General features: G+C 68.6%; 17 protein-coding genes. 9 read left to right on the top strand and 8 right to left on the bottom strand.

Annotated elements, in window-relative coordinates:
* The first annotated feature begins 81 nt into the window (after positions 1–81).
* From lipA to BMW35_RS09885, 7 genes are all read left to right on the top strand, one after another.
* Positions 82–1,020, top strand: a complete 939-nt coding sequence (lipA, locus tag BMW35_RS09915) for a lipoyl synthase (protein WP_089669283.1) — start codon at positions 82–84, stop codon at positions 1,018–1,020.
* Positions 1,021–1,347: 327 nt separating this feature from the next.
* Positions 1,348–2,430 (top strand): pyruvate dehydrogenase (acetyl-transferring) E1 component subunit alpha, encoded by a 1,083-nt coding sequence (gene pdhA / locus BMW35_RS09910; protein WP_089670404.1) that lies wholly within the window; start codon positions 1,348–1,350, stop codon positions 2,428–2,430.
* A gap of 3 nt (positions 2,431–2,433) precedes the next feature.
* Entirely contained in the window at positions 2,434–3,408 is a 975-nt protein-coding gene (locus tag BMW35_RS09905) for an alpha-ketoacid dehydrogenase subunit beta (protein WP_089669282.1), read from the top strand.
* A 1-nt stretch (position 3,409) separates the two neighbouring features.
* Complete coding sequence (locus BMW35_RS09900) at positions 3,410–4,879, top strand: dihydrolipoamide acetyltransferase family protein (RefSeq protein ID WP_089669281.1); 1,470 nt, start codon at positions 3,410–3,412, stop codon at positions 4,877–4,879.
* Positions 4,879–6,303, top strand: coding sequence for a dihydrolipoyl dehydrogenase (gene lpdA / locus BMW35_RS09895; protein WP_089669280.1), 1,425 nt, complete (start codon positions 4,879–4,881; stop codon positions 6,301–6,303). The genes BMW35_RS09900 and lpdA overlap by 1 nt, the downstream gene beginning before the upstream one ends.
* A 116-nt stretch (positions 6,304–6,419) precedes the next feature.
* Positions 6,420–7,226, top strand: coding sequence for a prephenate dehydratase (pheA, locus tag BMW35_RS09890; protein WP_089669279.1), 807 nt, complete (start codon positions 6,420–6,422; stop codon positions 7,224–7,226).
* Positions 7,227–7,415: 189 nt separating this feature from the next.
* Positions 7,416–7,808, top strand: coding sequence for an Hsp20/alpha crystallin family protein (locus BMW35_RS09885; RefSeq protein ID WP_089669278.1), 393 nt, complete (start codon positions 7,416–7,418; stop codon positions 7,806–7,808).
* Here the strand turns inward: BMW35_RS09885 and BMW35_RS09880 are convergent, their stop codons facing one another.
* Positions 7,809–8,159 (bottom strand): hypothetical protein, encoded by a 351-nt coding sequence (locus BMW35_RS09880; RefSeq protein WP_089669277.1) that lies wholly within the window; start codon positions 8,157–8,159, stop codon positions 7,809–7,811.
* 25 nt (positions 8,160–8,184) lie between these two features.
* Positions 8,185–10,845 (bottom strand): leucine--tRNA ligase, encoded by a 2,661-nt coding sequence (leuS, locus tag BMW35_RS09875; RefSeq protein ID WP_089669276.1) that lies wholly within the window; start codon positions 10,843–10,845, stop codon positions 8,185–8,187.
* Between the two features lie 150 nt (positions 10,846–10,995).
* On the opposite strand from leuS, the gene BMW35_RS09870 reads away from it, so the two are divergent.
* Positions 10,996–11,208 carry a DUF7535 family protein gene (locus BMW35_RS09870; RefSeq protein ID WP_089669275.1) on the top strand — a complete coding sequence of 71 codons (213 nt, stop codon included), beginning with the start codon at positions 10,996–10,998 and terminating at the stop codon, positions 11,206–11,208.
* Between the two features lie 241 nt (positions 11,209–11,449).
* Here BMW35_RS09870 and BMW35_RS09865 read toward each other — a convergent pair whose 3' ends face one another.
* The 3 genes from BMW35_RS09865 to thsA all read right to left on the bottom strand — a co-directional run bounded on the left by BMW35_RS09865 (position 11,450) and on the right by thsA (position 15,050).
* The gene (locus BMW35_RS09865; protein ID WP_089669274.1) at positions 11,450–12,436 is read right to left on the bottom strand and encodes an ornithine cyclodeaminase family protein; all 987 of its coding nucleotides are present in this window, start codon (positions 12,434–12,436) and stop codon (positions 11,450–11,452) included.
* Positions 12,437–12,497: 61 nt separating this feature from the next.
* On the bottom strand, positions 12,498–13,199 hold the full coding sequence (locus tag BMW35_RS09860; RefSeq protein ID WP_089669273.1) for a class I SAM-dependent methyltransferase: 702 nt from the start codon (positions 13,197–13,199) through the stop codon (positions 12,498–12,500).
* A 171-nt stretch (positions 13,200–13,370) separates the two neighbouring features.
* Positions 13,371–15,050, bottom strand: a complete 1,680-nt coding sequence (gene thsA / locus BMW35_RS09855; RefSeq protein WP_177170819.1) for a thermosome subunit alpha — start codon at positions 15,048–15,050, stop codon at positions 13,371–13,373.
* 375 nt (positions 15,051–15,425) lie between these two features.
* On the opposite strand from thsA, the gene BMW35_RS15635 reads away from it, so the two are divergent.
* The gene (locus BMW35_RS15635; RefSeq protein ID WP_177170818.1) at positions 15,426–15,578 is read left to right on the top strand and encodes a hypothetical protein; all 153 of its coding nucleotides are present in this window, start codon (positions 15,426–15,428) and stop codon (positions 15,576–15,578) included.
* A 95-nt stretch (positions 15,579–15,673) separates the two neighbouring features.
* Here BMW35_RS15635 and BMW35_RS09850 read toward each other — a convergent pair whose 3' ends face one another.
* From BMW35_RS09850 to BMW35_RS09840, 3 genes are read right to left on the bottom strand one after another with little or no spacing between them, the layout of a single operon-like run.
* Entirely contained in the window at positions 15,674–16,225 is a 552-nt protein-coding gene (locus BMW35_RS09850) for a KH domain-containing protein (protein WP_089669272.1), read from the bottom strand.
* Positions 16,226–16,270: 45 nt separating this feature from the next.
* Positions 16,271–17,107, bottom strand: coding sequence for an ArsR/SmtB family transcription factor (locus BMW35_RS09845; protein ID WP_089669271.1), 837 nt, complete (start codon positions 17,105–17,107; stop codon positions 16,271–16,273).
* A gap of 51 nt (positions 17,108–17,158) precedes the next feature.
* A complete protein-coding gene (locus tag BMW35_RS09840) occupies positions 17,159–18,295 on the bottom strand; it encodes a tryptophan--tRNA ligase (RefSeq protein WP_089669270.1) in 1,137 nt (378 codons plus the stop codon).
* Between the last annotated feature and the right edge of the window lie 128 nt (positions 18,296–18,423).

Here is an 18,423-nt window from a genome sequence, read left to right as displayed (position 1 = left end):
CGCGCGTCTCTCGGCGGGGCGCGAGTCCGGTCGGGGGCCGCAATCCGCACCGTTTTTGCGCTGGCTTCCGAAGGACCGTCTATGAGTAGCCGCCGGAAGCCGGATTGGCTGAAGATGCGGCCGCCGTCCGGGGAGCGGTTCGCGGACATCAAGGAGACGCTCCGCGAGCACGACCTCAACACGGTCTGCGAGGAGGCGTCCTGTCCGAACATGGGGGAGTGCTGGAGCGGCCGGAACGGCCCGGGGACGGCGACGTTCATGCTGATGGGGCACCGGTGCTCGCGCGGCTGTAACTTCTGTGACGTCGAGACCGGAGGCATGGAGCCTCTGGACCCCGACGAGCCGGCGAACGTGGCCGATTCGGTCGCCAAAATCGGCCTGGACTACGTGGTGCTCACGTCGGTCGACCGCGACGACCTCGACGACCAGGGAGCCGAACACTTCGCGCAGACGATTCGGGAGATCAAGGACCGCGACCCCGGCATCCTCGTGGAGGTCCTGATTCCGGACTTCCAGGGCGAGGAGGACCTGGTGCGGAAGATCATCGACGCAGGACCGGACGTCATCGCGCACAACGTGGAGACCGTCGAACGCCGGCAGTTCCCGGTGCGGGACCGCCGCGCGGGCTACGAGCAGTCCCTCTCGGTGCTCGACCAGGTGAACCGGGAGTCCGACATCTACACGAAGACGAGTCTGATGCTCGGGGTGGGGGAGTACGACCACGAGGTCTACCAGACGCTCGGTGACCTCCGGGAGGTCGGCGTCGACGTGGTGACGCTCGGTCAGTACCTCCAGCCGTCGCGCTCGCACCTGAACGTCGACGACTACGTCCACCCGCAGAAGTTCGAGACGTGGCGGCGGGTCGCGGAGGAGGAGTTCGACTTCCTGTACTGTGCGTCCGGGCCGATGGTCCGGTCGTCGTACAAGGCGGGCGAGCTGTTCGTCGACGCCGTGCTGCGGGAGGGCAAGAGCGTCGAAGAGGCGCGCAGCGAGGCGCGACAGCGGAGCGCCTCGGACTGAGCGAGCGCGCAGTTCGCTGAGCGCCGTCGCAGCGGTCGCCAGCACCTAAAAGTTCGGATGGCCTACCGCCGGCGGGTGGGGTGGACGGGCGTCCAACACCGGCCTGTTTCACTCGGTGTTTATTTCGTTTCCGAGTTTTCGTCGGCGTCTCGCTGGTCGCTTGCTCGGTTTACCGGCCCGATTCTGGACGTGAGTCCGGGAATTCGTTGCCTCGCAGACCCTTGGCAAAGATTGTTACGAAAACCATATAGTCGCCGGGGTAGACGGTTCGCACATGTCAGGACGGGGGTACCCGTGACCGAGACCGTTCACCGAGAACCCGACGACATGTATCGGGTCCTCGACGAGGACGGCGAGCTGGTCGACGGCGCAGAGGTACCGGACCTCTCCGACGACGAGTTCGTCGAGATGTACCGCCACATGAAGCTCGCGCGGCGCTTCGACGAGCGCGCGGTGAGCCTCCAGCGCCAGGGCCGCATCGGGACCTACCCGCCGCTGTCCGGGCAGGAAGGAGCGCAAATCGGCTCCGCGATGGCGCTCGACGAGGACGACTGGATGGTGCCGAGCTACCGAGAGCACGGTGCCGGCCTCGTCCGCGGCCTCCCGCTGAAAGACACCCTGCTGTACTGGATGGGCGACGAGCGCGGCAACCAGATTCCGGAAGACGAGAACATCTTCACGGTCGCCGTCCCCATCGCCAGTCAGCTCCCGCACGCGACCGGGATGGCGTGGGCGTCGAAGCTCAAAGACGAACAGGACAAGGCGTTCCTCTGTTACTTCGGCGACGGCGCGACCTCGGAGGGTGACTTCCACGAGGGCATGAACTTCGCTGGCGTCTTCGACACGCCGAACGTCTTCTTCTGTAACAACAACCAGTGGGCGATTTCGGTGCCCCGCGAGCGCCAGACCGCCTCCGCGACGCTCGCCCAGAAGGCCGAGGCGTACGGCTTCGAGGGCGTCCAGGTCGACGGCATGGACCCGCTGGCCGTCTACCAAGTGACGAGAGACGCCATCGAGAAGGCCAAGGACCCCGACGAGGACGAGCTGCGGCCGACGATGATCGAAGCGGTGCAGTACCGCTTCGGCGCGCACACGACGGCGGACGACCCCTCGGTCTACCGCGACGAGGCGGAGGTCGAGAAGTGGAAGGCCAAGGACCCGATTCCGCGCCTGGAGGCGTTCCTCAAGAACACCGACAGGCTGGACGACGACGACATCGAGGCCATCGAGGCCGACGTCGAGGACGACGTCGCCGACGCCATCGAGGCGGCCGAGGAGACCCCGCGGCCGGACCCGGCGTCGATGTTCGAGAACGTGTACGCGGAGATGCCGAAGCGGCTGGAACAGCAACTCGAGTACTTCCAGTCGATTCGCGAGGAGTACGGCGACGAAGCGCTACTGGAGGACTAAGACATGAGCGAGAATCTGACGCTAGTGCAGGCGGTACGGGACGGCCTCCGAGCAGGGTTGGCCGAAGACGACGACGTGCTGGTGATGGGCCAGGACGTCGGGAAGAACGGCGGCGTGTTCCGCGCGACCGAGGGACTCCACGACGAGTTCGGCGACCAGCGCGTCATCGACACGCCGCTCGCGGAGTCCGGCATCATCGGCTCCGCAGTCGGGATGGCCGCCTACGGCCTGAAGCCGGTGCCGGAGATTCAGTTCTCCGGGTTCATGTACCCGGGCTTCGACCAGATTGTGAGCCACATGTCGCGGCTCCGCACGCGGTCTCGGGGCCGGTACACGCTGCCGATGGTGCTGCGCGCCCCGATGGGTGGCGGCATCCGCGCGCCGGAACACCACTCCGAGTCGAAGGAGGCGTTCTACGCGCACGAGGCCGGGCTGAAGGTGGCGATGCCGAGCACGCCCCACGACGCGAAGGGGATGCTCATCGCGTCGATTCGCGACCCAGACCCCGTCGTGTTCCTGGAGCCGAAGAAGATCTACCGGGCGTTCCGCGAGGAGGTCCCGGACGACCCCTACGAGGTCGAACTCGGGGAGGCCGCCGTCCGGAAGGAGGGCACCGACGTCTCCGTGTTCACGTGGGGTGCGATGACGCGGCCGACCATCGAGGCCGCGGAACAGATGGAGCGCGTCGACGTGGAGGTCGTGGACCTGCGGACGCTGTCCCCCATCGACTTCGACACCATCGTCGAGTCGTTCAAGAAGACGGGCCGGGCGGCCATCGTCCACGAGGCCCCGAACACGGGCGGGCTGGGAGCCGAGATTGCGGCGACCATCCAGGAGGAGGCGCTGCTCTACCAGGAGGCACCCATCGAGCGCATCACCGGGTTCGACGTGCCGTTCCCGCTGGCGGCGCTCGAAGACTACTACCTGCCGGAGCCCGCGCGCATCGCGGCCGGTATCGAGGAGGCGTTCGACTTCTAAGATGGCTCGCGAATTCAAACTCCCGGACGTCGGCGAGGGCGTCGCCGAGGGCGAGCTGGTTCGCTGGCTGGTCTCCGAGGGCGACACCGTCGGCGAGGACCAGCCGGTCGCGGAGGTCGAGACGGACAAGGCCCAGGTGGAAGTGCCCGCGCCCGTGAACGGCACGGTCCGGACGCTGCACTGGGACGAGGGCGACGTGGTGCCGGTCGGCGACCTCTTCGTCACGTTCGACGTGGAGGGCGAGGCACCGGAGCCCGAGAGCGAGGACGCCGGCGACGACGCCGAGGCGACCGACGAGGCCGCGTCGGCGACCAGCGAGGCGAGCGGGCGGACGTTCGCGCCGCCGAGCGTGCGCAAGCTCGCTCGTGAACTGGACGTCGACCTCGACACCGTCGAGGGCACCGGGCCGTCCGGACGCGTCACCGAGGGCGACGTGCGCGCCGCCGCGGAGGACGGCGACGACGGGGCGGCTGCGGAGCCCGCCACCGAGTCGCAGTCCGCGACGAAGCGCGTGAGCGACGACGAGCCGGCGAGCGCCGGCGGCGCGGCTGCCGGCGGGCAGGAGCCGGCGGGCCGCGAGACGACGCTCGCGGCACCCGCGACTCGCGGCGTCGCTCGCGAACTCGGCGTCGACATCGACGACGTGCCCGCGGTCGAGCAGCGCGACGGCGAGGCGTTCGTCACCGCAGAAGCAGTGCAGGCGTACGCCGAGGGCGGGCAGGCCGCGCAGGGCGACGCCGCAGCCGGCGGTGCCAGCCGCGAGTTCGTCGAGGGCGGCGAGACGACGGAGCCCTACCGGGGCATCCGCCGCACCATCGGCGAGCAGATGGCCGAGTCGAAGTACACGGCCCCGCACGTCACGCACCACGACACCGCCGTCATCGACAGCCTCGTGGAGACGCGCTCGAAGCTGAAGGCGCGCGCCGAGGCCGAGGACGTGAAACTGACGTACATGCCGTTCGTGATGAAGGCGGTCGTCGCGGCGCTGAAGGAGTTCCCGGTGCTGAACTCGGAGCTCCGCGAGGAAGACGAGGAAATCGCGCTGAAGCAGGACTACAACATCGGCGTGGCCGTCGCGACCGACGCTGGTCTGATGGTCCCCGTCGTGAAGCACGTCGACCAGAAGTCGATGCTCGAAATCTCCGAGGAGATGAACGAACTCGTCGAGAAGGCCCGGGACCGCTCCATCTCCCGCGAGGAGATGCAGGGCGGGACGTTCACCATCACGAACTTCGGTGCCATCGGCGGCGAGTACGCGACGCCCATCATCAACTACCCCGAGACAGCGATTCTCGGGCTGGGTGCCATCGACAAGCGGCCCGTCGCGGAGGACGGCGACGTGCGCGCGGCGGAGACGATGCCGCTGTCGCTGTCCATCGACCACCGCGTCATCGACGGCGCGGAGGCCGCGCAGTTCACGAACCGCGTCATGGAGTACCTGACTGACCCCGAACTGCTGCTACTCGAATAATGGTTGTCGGAGACATCTCGACTGGGACGGAAGTCGCGGTCGTCGGCGCGGGCCCCGGTGGCTACGTCGCGGCGATTCGCGCGGGACAGCTCGGCCTCGACGTGACGCTCGTTGAGAAGGACGCCTACGGTGGCACCTGCCTGAACTACGGCTGCATCCCGTCGAAGGCGATGATCACGGCCAGCGACGTGGCCCACGACGCCGGCAACGCCGAGGAGATGGGCGTGTACGCCGACCCCGAGGTCGACGTGGCGGAGATGGTCGACTGGAAGGACGGCGTCGTCGACCAGCTCACGGGCGGCGTGGAGAAGCTCTGCAAGGCCAACGGCGTGAACCTCGTCGAGGGCCGCGCGGAGTTCGCGGGCGGCGACAAGCTCCGGGTCGTCCACGGTGGTGACGGCCAGGGCTCGGAGACCATCGAGTACGAGCACGCGATCGTGTCGACTGGCTCCCGGCCGATTCAGGTGCCGGGCTTCGACTTCGGCGACGACCCCGTGCTGGACTCGCGGCAGGCGCTCGCGATGGACGACTTGCCCGACTCCATCGTGGTCGTCGGCGCGGGCTACATCGGCATGGAGCTCTCGACCGTGTTCGCGAAGCTCGGCGTCGACGTCACCGTCGTCGAGATGCTCGACGAGATGCTGCCGCAGTACGGCGACGACCTCACGCGCCCGGTCGCGAAGCGCGCGGAGGAACTCGGCATCGACGTCCACTACGGCCTCGCCGCCGACCACTGGGAGGAGTCCGGCGACGGCATCGTCGTCGCCGCCGAGGACGAGGACGGCGACCTCACCGAGTTCGAGACCGACAAGGTACTCGTGGCAGTCGGCCGTCAGCCAGTCACAGACACCCTGAACCTCGACGCCGTCGACCTCGAACCGAACGAGGACGGCCGGCTGGAGACCGACCACGAGGGCCGCACCGACGTGGAGAACGTCTTCGCAATCGGTGACGTCGCGCCCGGCCCGATGCTCGCGCACAAGGCGAGCAAGGAGGGCGAAGTCGTCGCCGAGGTCATCGCCGGCGAGCCCGCCGCGATGGACTACCAGGCCGTGCCGGCCGCCGTCTTCACCGACCCCGAGGTCGCGACCGTCGGCCTCACCGAGGACGAGGCCGCCGAACAGGGCTTCGAGCCCGCGGTCGGGAAGTTCCCGTTCAACGCCAGCGGCCGCGCGCTCACCACCGGCGAGTCCGACGGCTTCGTGCAGGTCGTCGCCGACGAGGAGAGCGGCTTCATCCTCGGCGCGCAGATTGTCGGCCCGGAAGCGAGCGAACTCATCGCGGAGTTCGGGCTCGCCATCGAGATGGGTGCCACGCTGGAGGACGTCGCCTCCACCATCCACACCCACCCGACGCTCGCCGAAGCGACGATGGAGGCCGCCGAGCACGCGCTCGGCCACGCCATCCACACGCTGAATCGGTAAGCGGTCCCTCACGTTTTTCTCTCGTCGCGGTCGGGACGTGCTTCGTGCTCGGCGGCTACCGGTTCGACTGACACACCCCCGACGCGCTTTTCCCCCAGCCCCGGGTACCCGGTGGCATGGAGACGGTGACGCTGGGGCCGGCAGGGACGTACTCGCACCGGGCGGCGACGGCAGTAGCCGACGGCGACATCTCGTTCGCGGAGTCCGTGCGGGGCATCGTGGACGCGGTGGCCGAGGGTCGCGCCGACCGGGGCGTCGTCCCCATCGAGAACAGCATCGAGGGGTCGGTGACGGAGACACTGGACGCGGTCGCGGACACGGAGCTCGCGGTGGTCCGCGAGGTCGTGACGCCGATTCGGCACGCCTTGCTCGCCCGAGAGTCGAGTTTCGACGTGGTGGCGAGTCACTCGCAGGCGCTCGCGCAGTGCCGGGAGTACCTCGACGAACGCCGCCCCGAGGCGACGCGGAAGTCGGTCGCGTCGACGGCCCGCGGCGTCGAGCTCGCCCGAGAGGACAGCTCGGTGGCGGCCATCGCGCACCCCGATAATGCGGACGATGACCTGCGCGTGCTCGCGGAGGGCGTTCAGGACCGAACGAGCAACGCGACGCGCTTTTTCGTCGTCGCGCCGGCCAGCGAGCGCTCGGAGGCGGGCGGGAAGTCGTCGTTCGTCGTCTACCCGAACGCGAACTACCCCGGGCTGCTGCTGGAACTGCTCGAACCGTTCGCGGACCGCGACATCAACCTCTCGCGCGTGGAGTCCCGGCCGTCCGGCGAGCGCCTCGGCGACTACGTCTTCCACATCGACGTCGCGGGCGGGCTCTACGAGCAGCGCACGAAGGAGGCCGTCGCCGACCTCGAAGCCATCGCATCGGAGGGCTGGGTCCGGCGGCTCGGGTCGTACGACACCGAGCACGTGGCGTAGGAGAAGCGGCGCGAGCACAGCGAGCGGCGGTTCTCCGAACAGTCGAGCGGGGAGCGAAGTGACCCGTGAGACGAGCGAGACGTCTCGGAGAAGGCGAACGGCGACCAGAGCGAGCCGTGAGCGCCGACGCACCGAGCGACTGTTCAGCTGGCCGATGCCTTTTCCTCTGTCACCGCCGAACGGACGCATATGGACCGACGGAGCCCCTTCGACGAACTGGAGTCGCTGCTCGAACGCATAGACGCCGCACAGAGCATGGGTGAGCCCGACGCTGACATTCGAGACACTGGCGAGTCGTTCGAGGTGGTCGTCGACCTGCCCGGCTACGAGAGCGACGACATCGAGGTGGAGGCGCGGGAGCGGACCGTCCGCATCGACGCGACCCACCGGGAGTCCGCGGAGGCGACGGGCGCAGACTACGTGCGACAGGAGCGCAACAAGCGGTCGGTCAGCCGGGGGCTCACGCTCCCGGAGGACGTCGACGAGTCCGAGGCGACGGCGGACTTCTCGAACGGCGTGTTGACGGTGACGCTGCCGAAGGCCCACGCCGACGAGGCGTCGACGAGCATCGACGTGGAGTAATCAGCGCGGGATTTCTGCGGCTAGCGCGTCGACGGCGTCCCGCCAGCCCTCGGGCGGGTCGCTGCCGCGCTTCGGCGGGGAGACGGGCAGCGAGTACGGCTCGTAGTCGAAGCCGTCGAGCGAGCGCGCCGCGAGGTCGCCGACGAACTCGGCGTTCTCGCGCTTCGAGGAGACGCCGTCGGCGAGGTCGTAGTAGTCGGTGAAGACGTGCGCGAGCCGCACGGGCCGGTCGAAGTCGCCCGCGTCGGCGTACCGCGCGAGCTTCACGGGGTTGTTCGCGGGGTCCGCGCGCCGGACTTCGACTTCCACCAGAACGAGAGGCGCGTCCGGGTCGTCGGCGAACGCGCCCACGAGCTGCCGGAGTCCCGGGCCTACTTCAGCCTTCGTGGACGTGGATGGCGGGGCGACCCGGTTCCGCCTTGCTCGCCACGTCGTCGTCGGCCTCGTCGGCGGCGAGCACGCGGACCGGCGCGTCGAACTCCGACTCGACGAGCCACGCCGCGCGCTCCAGCGTCGCGCGCTCCGCGTCCGGTCCGAGGACGTCCGGGAACGCGGGTGCCTGCGCGGCGAGGTCCTTCGCGTAGTCGGCGGCGTCCTCGCCGTGGCGCTGGAGGCTCTCGTCGCTCATCACGGAGCCGACGACGTTCCCGTCGGCGTCTTTCGCCAGTTCGAGGACGTCGTACATCCACTCGGGCGCGGTGACGACGTCGACGCCGGTCGGGTCCTCGATGCCGGCGGTGTCGACGATGTCCCGGACGTCCTCGCGGGTCTGCTCGACCAGCCGGGTCGCCTTGTCGTGGTCGCTGACGTCGCGGTCGGGCGTCGGCCAGTCGGCCTCCGCGACGAAGCCGTCGCCGCCCATGGTCGTCCAGCACTCCTCGGTGACGTGGGGAGCGACGGGAGCCAGCAGCTTCACGGCGACCTCGACGCCGCGGGCGACGACCGACTCGTCGACGCTGTCGCGGTCGCGGTACCGGACCAGCAGCGACACCAGTTCGTCGACCGCCTGCACCGCGCGGTTGAACTCCATCTCGTCGAAGTACTCGGTCGCGTCCGCGACGGTCGCGGCGGTCTCCCGGGCGACGTACTCGCCGGCGGGGTCGAGGTCGCTGGTGGTCGCACCGGCGTCGACCTCGCGGGCCATCGACAGCAGGCGTTCGAGGAACGCCCGGCTGGACCGGACGCCCTCCTCGCTCCACGGGAAGTCCTTGTCCGGGCGGGCCGCGCGCAGCGTGAACAGCCGCGCGGTGTCGGCACCGTACTCCTCGGTGATGCGCTCGGGGGAGACGCCGTTGCCCTTCGACTTGGACATCTTCGTGCCGTCCTCGCCGAGCACCATGCCCTGCGTGGTCAGCGCCTCGAAGGGCTCGCGGTGGTCGAGCATGTCGAGGTCCGCGAACGCCTTCGTCACGAACCGAGAGTACAGCAGGTGCATGACGGCGTGCTCGATGCCGCCGACGTACTCGTCGACGGGCATCCAGTCGTTCGCGCGGTCGACGTCGAACGGCGCGTCGTCGAGGTCGGGTGACGTGAACCGCAGGAAGTACCACGAGGAGTCGACGAACGTGTCCATCGTGTCGGTCTCCCGGACGGCGGGCTCGCCGCACTCGGGGCACTCGGTGTGCTTCCAGTCCTCGGCGGCGTCCAGTGGGTTGCCCGTCGTGTGGACGAACTCCGGCAGTTCGACGGGCAGGTCCTCGTCGGGGACGGAGACCGGACCGCAGTCCTCGCAGTGGACGATGGGAATCGGCGTGCCCCAGTAGCGCTGCCGGGAGACGCCCCAGTCCCGTAGCTGGTACTGGACGGCGGACTCCGCGCCGCCGATGTCCGCGGTCAGCTCCTCGCGGGCCGTTTCGCTGTCCAGCCCCGAGTAGTCGCCGGAGTCGACGAGTACGCCGTCCTCGGTGTAGGCTGCTTCCTGAACGTCGACCGCGTCGGCGTCGGCCTCGTCCTCGGGCTCGACGACCTGCCGAATCGGGAGGTCGTGGCTCTGTGCGAACTCGTGGTCGCGCTCGTCGTGGGCGGGCACCGCCATCAGCGCGCCCGTGCCGACGTCCGACAGCACGAAGTCCGCGACGACGACGGGAATCTCCTCGCCGGTCGCGGGATTGGTGGCGGTAATGTCGGTTCGGACGCCCTGTGGCTCGTCGCCGTCGGGGTCCGCGACCTCCTCGACGAAGTGCGCCACGTCGTCGTCGCGCTCGGCCGCCGCCTCGGCCAGCGGATGGTCGGGAGCCAGCGCGAAGTACGTCGCGCCGTGGATGGTGTCCAGTCGGGTCGTGAACGCGACCACGTCCTCGTCGCCGTCGGGCGTGTGCAGCGTGAACGGCACCTCCGCGCCGTCGGTGCGGCCAATCCAGTTGCGCTGCATGTCCCGGACGTTCGTCGGCCAGCCGTCCAAGTCGTCGATGGACTCCAGCAGGTCGTCGGCGTACTCGGTGGTCTTGAAGAACCACTGGTCGAGGTCGCGCTCGGTGACCGGCGTGTCACACCGCCAGCACAGCTCGTCGTCGCCCTCGACCTGTTCGTCGGCCAGCACCGTCTCGCAGGACGGACACCAGTTCACGGTCGCGGCCTGCCGCTCGACCAGATCGTTCTCGCGGAACTCGGTGAACAGCCACTGGTTCCACTTGTAGTAGTCGGGGTCGCAGGTCGTGACCTCGCGCTCCCAGTCGTAGCCGAAGCCCAGGGACTCGAACTGGTCGCGCATCTGCTCGATGCAGCGCTCGGTCCACTCCCGGGGGTTGGTGTCGCGCTCCTCGGCGGCGTTCTCGGCGGGCAGCCCGAACGAGTCCCACCCCATCGGGTGGAGGACTTCCTCGCCGTCCATCCGGCGATACCGGGCGAACGCGTCCGTGATGGCGTAGTTCCGGACGTGGCCCATGTGGAGCTGGCCGGACGTGTACGGGAACATCGCCAGCACGTACTCGGGGTCCTCAGCATCGTCGGGGACCCGGAAGACGTCGGCGTCGTCCCACTCTCGCTGCCAGCGCTCCTCGATAGCTCGGTGGTCGTAGGTGGCTTCTTGCTGGCCCATGCGTTGGTCTTGGCCGACAGTGCGTGACCGAGGGCCAAATGCCTTTCATTCCGACAGTCCCGGCTGTCGAGACGCTCACCGCGGGAGACACGCCCGCCCCCGGAGTGTCACCGCAGGAACGTTTTTTCGCCGTCGGCGCGTAGTTCGTCCATGAGTTCCGCCCCCGAGCCCGTCGAACGCCTCGTCCGCACCGTGAGCAAGTCGTCGAAGGGCGGCCCCAACGCCGAGATGTCGACCGTCGGCTGGCTGATGGCCGTCGCCCTGCTGTTCCTCGTCGTCCCGTTCGCGCCCGTCATCGCCGCCGTCTGGCTGCTCTCGAAGGCCGCGAAGTTCCTCACTCGGCAGACTAGAGGCGGCATGTGACTCGGGACGCAGCCGGCGGAGTCAGCGAACAACACGACCGACAGCGAGCGTCCGGCGACCGAGTGGTCCGAAGGACCCGGAAGGTCGCCGGTTCACTGCACGAACGAGCGTAGCGAGTGAGTGCAGGCCGACGACTGAGGGGAGCGAGTGTAGCGAGCGAACCGAAGGAGGAGTGCTTTTAGCGTAGCTTTTGCCGAGCGAGCGGCGCGAAGCGCCGCGAGCGCAGCGCAAAAGGTCCTCGCTAGACGCCGAGCAGGTCGAACTCGTAGCCGTTGTCGTGGTCGTCGGCGTGTTCGTAGACGACGTGGGCGGCGGCGACGTCCTGAATGGCGAGGCCGGTGGAGTCGAAGACCGTCACACCGTCGTCGTCGGTGCGCCCGTCGGCCTTCCCGGTGACGATCTGGCCGATTTCGGCGTCGATGTCGTCGTCGGTCAGGGTGCCGTCGTGGTAGGGGACGTTGATTTCGCCGGAGTGCGTGGTCTGGGCGTGGTCGTCGATGACGAGCTTGCCGGCGAGCAGAATCTCGTCGGCGAGTTCGTGTTTGCCTTCGGCGTCGGCACCCATGGCGTTGACGTGGGTGTGGTCGGCGAGGTCGTCGGCGGAGACGATGGGGTCTTCGACCGGCGTGACCGTGGAGAGGATGTCACAGTGGCCGGCCTCGCTGATGGAGCCCGCGCGGACGTCGAAGCGGGCCGAGAAGTGGTCGACGTACTCGGCGACGGCGTCGTCGTTGACGTCGCTGACGACGACCTCCTCGATGTCGCGGACCTCCGAGATGGCTTCGAGCTGGGTGTAGGCCTGAACACCAGCGCCGACGACGCCGAAGCTGGTGGCGTCCTCGACTGCGAGGTGGTCGGTGGCGACTGCTGCCGCCGCGCCAGTGCGCTTCATCGTGAGTTCGGTGCCGTCCATGAGCGCGAGCGGGAACGCGGTCTCGGGGTCCGAGTACACCATCGTCCCCATGACGGTCGGCAGGTCGTGGTCCTCGGGGTTGTCGGGGTGTACGTTCACCCACTTGATGCCGGCGGCGTCCCAGTCGCCGGCGTCCATGTACGCGGGCATCGAGCGGAAGTCGCCGTTGTACTGCGGGAGGTCGATGTAGGACTTCGCGGGCATCTGGGCGTCGCCGGTCTCGTAGGCCGCGAACGCGTCCTCGATGGCCGAGATGAGTTCGGCCATCGGCGTGTTCTCGTCGACGTCGTCCTTGTTGAGCAGAAGCGTCTCCATGCCGCAAATCTTGCATCCGCGGCACTTAGAACCTCCTTTTACGGGACGACGGACAGAGCGGTCACGGCGCGACTGCGCGCACACAGAGGAACACCGGCTCCCGGGACTCCGTCTCGTAGCGCTCCGGGCGCTGTTCGGCGAACGCCTCGGTCGGCTGGGGCTCGTGGACCGCGTCGGTTCGGAAGCCGGCGTCGAGCAGCGGGTCGAACATCGCCGAGAACGGCCGCCGGTAGTACGGTGCGTCGGCGGCCCAGTCGGCCGTCCGGCGCTCGGTCTCGAAGTAGTTCGCGTCGCCGTCCGGGTCGAACTCGTCGACGGGGTGGCGGACGGAGAACACGAGGAAGCCGCCCGGTGCGAGGACGCGCTCGAACTCCGCGAACGTCGCCTCCCAGTCCGCGACGTAGTCGAGCGCGAGCGCGCTGACGACGCCGTCGAACTCGCTGTCGGCCGCGAACGACAGCGGCTCCGCGAGGTCGCCGCGGTGCAGCGTCGCCCGGCCGCCGACGCGGTCGGCCGCGCGGTCGAGCATCGCCTCGCTGGCGTCGACGCCGACCACGTCGGCACCCCGGTCGAGCAGCCACTCGGTGTACCGGCCCGCGCCACAACCGGCGTCGAGCACGCGCGTCCCGTCTACGCCCGGAAGCAGGCTGGTCGTTCCGGGGAACTCGAGGTGGGCGTTGTACGCGCCCGCCTCGACGTCCTCGTAGCCCGCCGCCAGTTCGTCGTAGGCCTCGGCGGGCGTTCGGTCGTCTGGAGGGGTCACGGGCGAGTGTCCACGCCCAGCCACATCAATCACCGCGGTGGCGGCGGGCGTACTGCGGTACCGGGACGGCGGCGCTGCCGCTGGTCGGCGCGGCGTCGAAAGAAATTCGTCGGGTGGTGAGCGAGCGGTGCGGACCGGCTGGGGTGGGTGGCTGGTGTTACGTGGCCGACGTCACATCGCGCCGCCCATGCCGCCCATGCCGCCCATGCCGCCGCCCATGCCGCCGGGGCCGCCGGCGGGGCCGTCGTCGCCGTCGTCGTCGCCGACCTGACCGCCAGCGAGGTCGCCCGCGGCGATGACGTCGTCGATGCGCAGGATCATCGTCGCCGCTTCGGTGGCGGACTCGATAGCCTGGGTCTTCACGCGGAGCGGCTCGACGACGCCGTCGGACTCCATGTCGACGACTTCGCCGGTGTAGGCGTCGAGGCCCGCGGCGGTGTCACCGCCGTCGTGCTGGCTGCGGAGGTCGACGAGGGAGTCGATGGGGTCGTGGCCCGCGTTCTCGGCGAGGGTGCGCGGGATGACCTCGAGCGCGTCGGCGAACGCCTCGACGGCGAGCTGCTCGCGGCCGCCGACGGAGTCGGCGAAGTCGCGGAGCTGCATCGCGATTTCGGTCTCCGGGGCACCGCCGCCGGGCATGACCTTGCCGTCCTCGAGGGTGACGCGCACGACGCCGAGGGAGTCCTCGATGGCGCGCTCGACCTCGTCGACGACGTGCTCGGTCCCGCCGCGGAGGATGAGAGTGACGCTCTTGGCTTCCTCGACGTCCTCGACGAAGATGCGCTCGTCGCCGCCGATGTCCTTCTGGGCGACCGAGCCGGCCTCACCGAGGTCCTCGGACTCGATGTCGTTGACGTTCGAGACCGGGGTCGCGCCGGTGGCGCGGGACAGACGGGTGAAGTCGTCGGACTTCGCGCGACGGACCGCGAGGATGCCCTCCTTCGCGAGGTAGTGCTGGGCCATGTCGTCGATGCCGGAGTCGGCGAAGACGACGTTTGCGCCGGCCTCCTTCAGGGAGTCGACCATCTCCTTGAGCTGCTCTTCCTCCTGGTCGAGGAAGTCCTGGAGCTGGTCGGGGTCGGTGACGTTGACCTCGGTGTCGATCTCGGTCTCCTTGACTTCGAGCCCGTCGTCGACGAGCGCGATCTTGGCGTCCTCGACGCCGTAGGGCATGTTCTCGCTGACGCGCTCCTTGTCCACGATGACGCCCTCGATGAGTTCGGAGTTCTCGATTGCGCCGCCGGTGACCTTCTCGACCTTGACGTTGTCCGTGTCGACGCCGTCGTCGTCGGCGACCGACTGGACCGCGCGGACGACGAGGCTGGAGAGCACATCCTTGGCGTTCTCCGCGCCCTTGCCGGTCATGGCGGTCGCGGCGATCTTCTCGAGGGTCTCGGCGTCGTCGGCGGAGACGTCGATGGCGGCCTCGTCGAGGAGGTCCTTGGCCTTCTCGGCGGCCTGTCGGTAGCCCTGCGCGAGCGTGGTCGCGTGGATGTCCTGTTCGAGGAGGTCCTCGGCCTCGGAGAGGAGCTCACCGGAGACGACGACCGACGTGGTCGTGCCGTCGCCGACTTCGGTCTCCTGGGTCTCGGCGACCTCGACGATCATGTTGGCCGCCGGGTGCTCGATGTCCATCTCCTTGAGGATGGTGACGCCGTCGTTCGTGACGACGACTTCGCCCGTCGAGTCGACGAGCATCTTGTCCATGCCTTTCGGGCCGAGCGTGGTACGGACGGACTCCGCGACGGCCTTGCCGGCGGTGATGTTCATCGACTGTGCGTCCTCTCCGGAAGTGCGCTGACTGTCTTCGGAAAGTACAATCAGCGGCTGGTTACCCATCTGCTGCGCCATAATCACTCTTTGATTGAATGCGATTCTATTTAAAACTTGTGCGCAAGACAATAACACACCCGAGGAGACGCGCCGAGCCGCCAGCCCACGGCAGAACAGCGAACCGGACCGCCAGTGTTTATATACGCCAATAGCTGTCACGGATGCCGGCGGAGTGGGTGCTATCAGCGACGACCGCTGGCTGCGAGGGAAACACCGCGAAAACGAGAGCGTCGGCTCCGGCGAACTCCGATTACGGGAACACGCGCCTCGCTGGAACAGTCGCTCGATGGGTGTGCGTGTTCCGCAGTCAGCTAATCTATAGGCATATCTGACAGCGGGGAAACAGTACGTGGGATTGCCGATTCGATCGAGGTCAGCCGGTGGCAGATGGCCGTGACAGCAGCAGCGGGAGCGATCGGCGCGATTGCGAATCTGTTCCAGATTGTTCGCGGAGACTACGAAGGTCTGAACGTCGTGCTGCTCGCGGCGTTCCTCCTCGTCTGCGCCGTCGCTGTCCATCCAATCCTGACTGGGAACACGGGATAGTCCCACAAGACCGGCAGTCCATCCGGTCAGACCAGTGTGAGTCAGTAACTACCTGCGGAGTTCAATAGAATCAGCTCGTCAGCGGTTCCGAGCCGTCAGCCCGGGAACTCGTGGTAGTCCATGCCCTGCTGTTTCAGCTCCTCGCTGCGCTTGCGTTCGAGGAACGAGTAGACGGAGCCGTGGGGTGCGCCGTCCAGCAGCATCTCGGCGGCCGAACGCGCGATGTCGACTTCCTTCGGCTGCCCGATGACGCCGAACGTCGACCCGTAGATGACGACCGACGCGCCGGTGAGCTCCTCCATCAGTTCGCGAGTCCGGCCGTTCTCGCCGATGAGTCGGCCCTTCTTCCGGCGGAGGTCGTTGTCGTTGCGGGCGGCGCGCTCGATGTCGATGGTGTCGAACATCCGCATGTCGTCGTCCAGCAGCGTCAGCGCCTCGTCGGGCTTGAAGCCGCGACCGATGGCCTGCACGATCTCCGGCGCTTTCATCCCCCGCACGGGGTCGCCCGTGCGCTCGATGGCGACCGCGCCGTCCTGCGAGTCGACGTCGATGTCGACCTCGGCGGCGGCCTCGATGCGTCGGAGCGTCTCACCCCCGTCGCCGATGAGTGCCCCGATTCGGTCGTTGGGAATCTTCACGTGTTTCATGACGCGATGTACTTGTCGCTCGCGTAAAAGCCTTCGTCACCTGTGTCAGTCGGTCTCCGTCCGTTCCACGGCCGTGGCAGCGAGGTTCGCGTCGACAGTTAGCCGGACCTGCTCGTCGTCGAGTTCGACGGTGACGGCCGCGCGGTCAGCGGCGTTCCCGTCACCGACCCACTCGGCGTCCGCCAGCCAGTCGATGTGCCAGAGCGCCGTGTCCCGGACGCTGCGGTCGTGGTCGTCGTAGAACGAGACGACGGCGGGGTGGTCCACGCCGACCCACGCCGCGAGTCCGTTGAACGTCGCCCCGCAGCGCTCGCACTCGACGACCGCCTGCGGGCCGTACTCGCTGTCCCGCAGGCGGCCGGTAGTCGGTCCACTACAGGTGGGACAGAAGCCGTCGAGGAACGACCGGGACGTCGTTCGCACGTAGCCGTCGATGGCGGCCGCGAGGTCGTCCTCCCGGCCGTCGACGAACGCCGGCGGGACCCCGGTCTGGATGAGCGTCACCTCGCAGTCCGTGCAGTCGACCTTGCCCGCTTCGTCCTCGTAGACCGCCTCGAGGCTGCCGCCGCAGGCGACACACGACCCGTCGACCGGCTGGGGGCCGACCGACTCGGCGGCCTCCGTGTACACCCCGGAGTGGAGGCTGCCGACGAGTTTCCGGCCCGCGAACCGGAGGTCGTAGCCGCCGGCGTCGGCTTGTTCCACGAACCGTCCCCGGAGCTCGCCGAGGTGGTAGTTGAACCGCCCGGAGTCCCGAACGCCGACGCGCTCCCGGAGCGCCGAGAACGACAGCGGGCTGTCGGCGTCCCAGAGTTCGCGGAGGATGCGGACCCGGAGTTCGTCCGCGACCGCAGCGAATGCCTCCTCTGCGTCGTCGGTCATGGCTCCGTGGTCGGCAGCAGGGGCCTTAGAGGTGGGGCCGTCGTCTCCGTCTCAGTACCCGAACCCGACGGCCCCGCGGGCGCGCTCGCGCTCGGCGTCGGTGAGACGGAACGGGGCCAGTTCCGCGTCGACGTCCACGAGCGCGTCGCGACGGGACTGGTGGTCGGCGAGGAAGTCGACGATGCGGTCGGCGGCGAGTTCCTTGAGTTCGCCCGAGAGCAACTCGCCCGCCCGGTACTCGCATTCGATGCGCGCGAGTTCCTCGTCGTCGGGCTCGAAGAACGCCGACAAGTACTGGAATGGCACGTCCTCCTCGGGGACGCCGCCCTGCTCGCGGTGTGCCTCGACGCTCGCGCGGCCGCCCGTGTAGGCGTGCTTCCGGACCTTCTCGCGGACGGTGTCGGGGTCGTCTGTGAGCCGAATCGAGACGCCCTCGGAGCTACTCATCTTCCCCGGGCCCGCGAGCGACGGCAGGAACTGCATCAGGAGCGCGCCGGGCTTCCCCACCGGGTAGCGGGCCTTCGCTGCCACGTCCCGGCTCACCCGGACGTGGGGGTCCTGGTCGACGGCGATGGGGACCAGCGTCTCGTGGTCGCCGTGGACCAGCTGCGGGAGCAGGAGGTGGGCGGTCTGGACGGCTGGGTAGAACGCCTGCCCGATGTTCTCGGGGGCACCGTAGACGCTCTCCAGCGTCGACCCCGTGACGTTCTTCGCGAACGCCGTCGCCAGCGGATAGACCACGTCGGCGTCCCGGGTGTCGACGACAATTCGCGTGAGTTCGGGGTCGAAGCCGACCGCGAGCAGGTCACGGAGGTTCTCCCGGAGGTAGTCGCCGGTCTCCGTCGGCGTCTGGTCTTTGAACCAGTACTTCTCGTCGTCGGAGATCGGAATGTAGACCCGCGCGCCGAGGTCGTCCTGCAGGCGTTTCGCGAAGTAGAACACCATCGCGTGCCCGAGGTGCATCGGCCCAGAGGGACCGACGCCGGTCACGATAGACTGCGTGTCGGCCGCGAGGAAGTCGGAGACGCCCCGGCCCGCGTAGAACAGCCCCCGGCGAACCAGAGGGTGGTCGGGGAACCGGGCGCGCTGGTCGTCGGTCAGTTCGTCCGCGCCGAAGCGGGCGAGCAGCTTCTCGTAGTCGAGGTCGCCCGCGACGCTGTGCGGCGTCACCGTGTCGTCGTCTGTCATGTGTGGGTGTCGTGGCGTGGCTGGTGGTCGGAAGACAGTGCGCGAGACGGAGAGAACGAAGTGAGCCACGCCCCGTGCCCGAGCGGGTGACGCCCGTCAGGCCGCGGCGGCGAGACTGTCCGCTCCCC

It is taken from the genome of Halobacterium jilantaiense, from assembly GCF_900110535.1.
GTDB lineage: Archaea > Halobacteriota > Halobacteria > Halobacteriales > Halobacteriaceae > Halobacterium > Halobacterium jilantaiense.
This window is presented reverse-complemented; position numbering and strand designations above follow the sequence as displayed.

What these genes read in the sequence shown, in the direction of transcription:
- BMW35_RS09905 (WP_089669282.1), top strand. Translation starts at nt 2,434, where the DNA reads ATGAGCGAGAATCTGACGCTAGTGCAGGCGGTACGGGACGGCCTCCGA.
- BMW35_RS09845 (WP_089669271.1), bottom strand. Translation starts at nt 17,107, where the DNA reads ATGACCGACGACGCAGAGGAGGCATTCGCTGCGGTCGCGGACGAACTC.
- leuS (WP_089669276.1), bottom strand. Translation starts at nt 10,845, where the DNA reads ATGGGCCAGCAAGAAGCCACCTACGACCACCGAGCTATCGAGGAGCGC.
- BMW35_RS09870 (WP_089669275.1), top strand. Translation starts at nt 10,996, where the DNA reads ATGAGTTCCGCCCCCGAGCCCGTCGAACGCCTCGTCCGCACCGTGAGC.
- BMW35_RS09850 (WP_089669272.1), bottom strand. Translation starts at nt 16,225, where the DNA reads ATGAAACACGTGAAGATTCCCAACGACCGAATCGGGGCACTCATCGGC.
- pdhA (WP_089670404.1), top strand. Translation starts at nt 1,348, where the DNA reads ATGTATCGGGTCCTCGACGAGGACGGCGAGCTGGTCGACGGCGCAGAG.
- pheA (WP_089669279.1), top strand. Translation starts at nt 6,420, where the DNA reads ATGGAGACGGTGACGCTGGGGCCGGCAGGGACGTACTCGCACCGGGCG.
- lpdA (WP_089669280.1), top strand. Translation starts at nt 4,879, where the DNA reads ATGGTTGTCGGAGACATCTCGACTGGGACGGAAGTCGCGGTCGTCGGC.
- BMW35_RS09885 (WP_089669278.1), top strand. Translation starts at nt 7,416, where the DNA reads ATGGACCGACGGAGCCCCTTCGACGAACTGGAGTCGCTGCTCGAACGC.
- BMW35_RS09840 (WP_089669270.1), bottom strand. Translation starts at nt 18,295, where the DNA reads ATGACAGACGACGACACGGTGACGCCGCACAGCGTCGCGGGCGACCTC.
- lipA (WP_089669283.1), top strand. Translation starts at nt 82, where the DNA reads ATGAGTAGCCGCCGGAAGCCGGATTGGCTGAAGATGCGGCCGCCGTCC.
- thsA (WP_177170819.1), bottom strand. Translation starts at nt 15,050, where the DNA reads ATGGCGCAGCAGATGGGTAACCAGCCGCTGATTGTACTTTCCGAAGAC.
- BMW35_RS09900 (WP_089669281.1), top strand. Translation starts at nt 3,410, where the DNA reads ATGGCTCGCGAATTCAAACTCCCGGACGTCGGCGAGGGCGTCGCCGAG.
- BMW35_RS09865 (WP_089669274.1), bottom strand. Translation starts at nt 12,436, where the DNA reads ATGGAGACGCTTCTGCTCAACAAGGACGACGTCGACGAGAACACGCCG.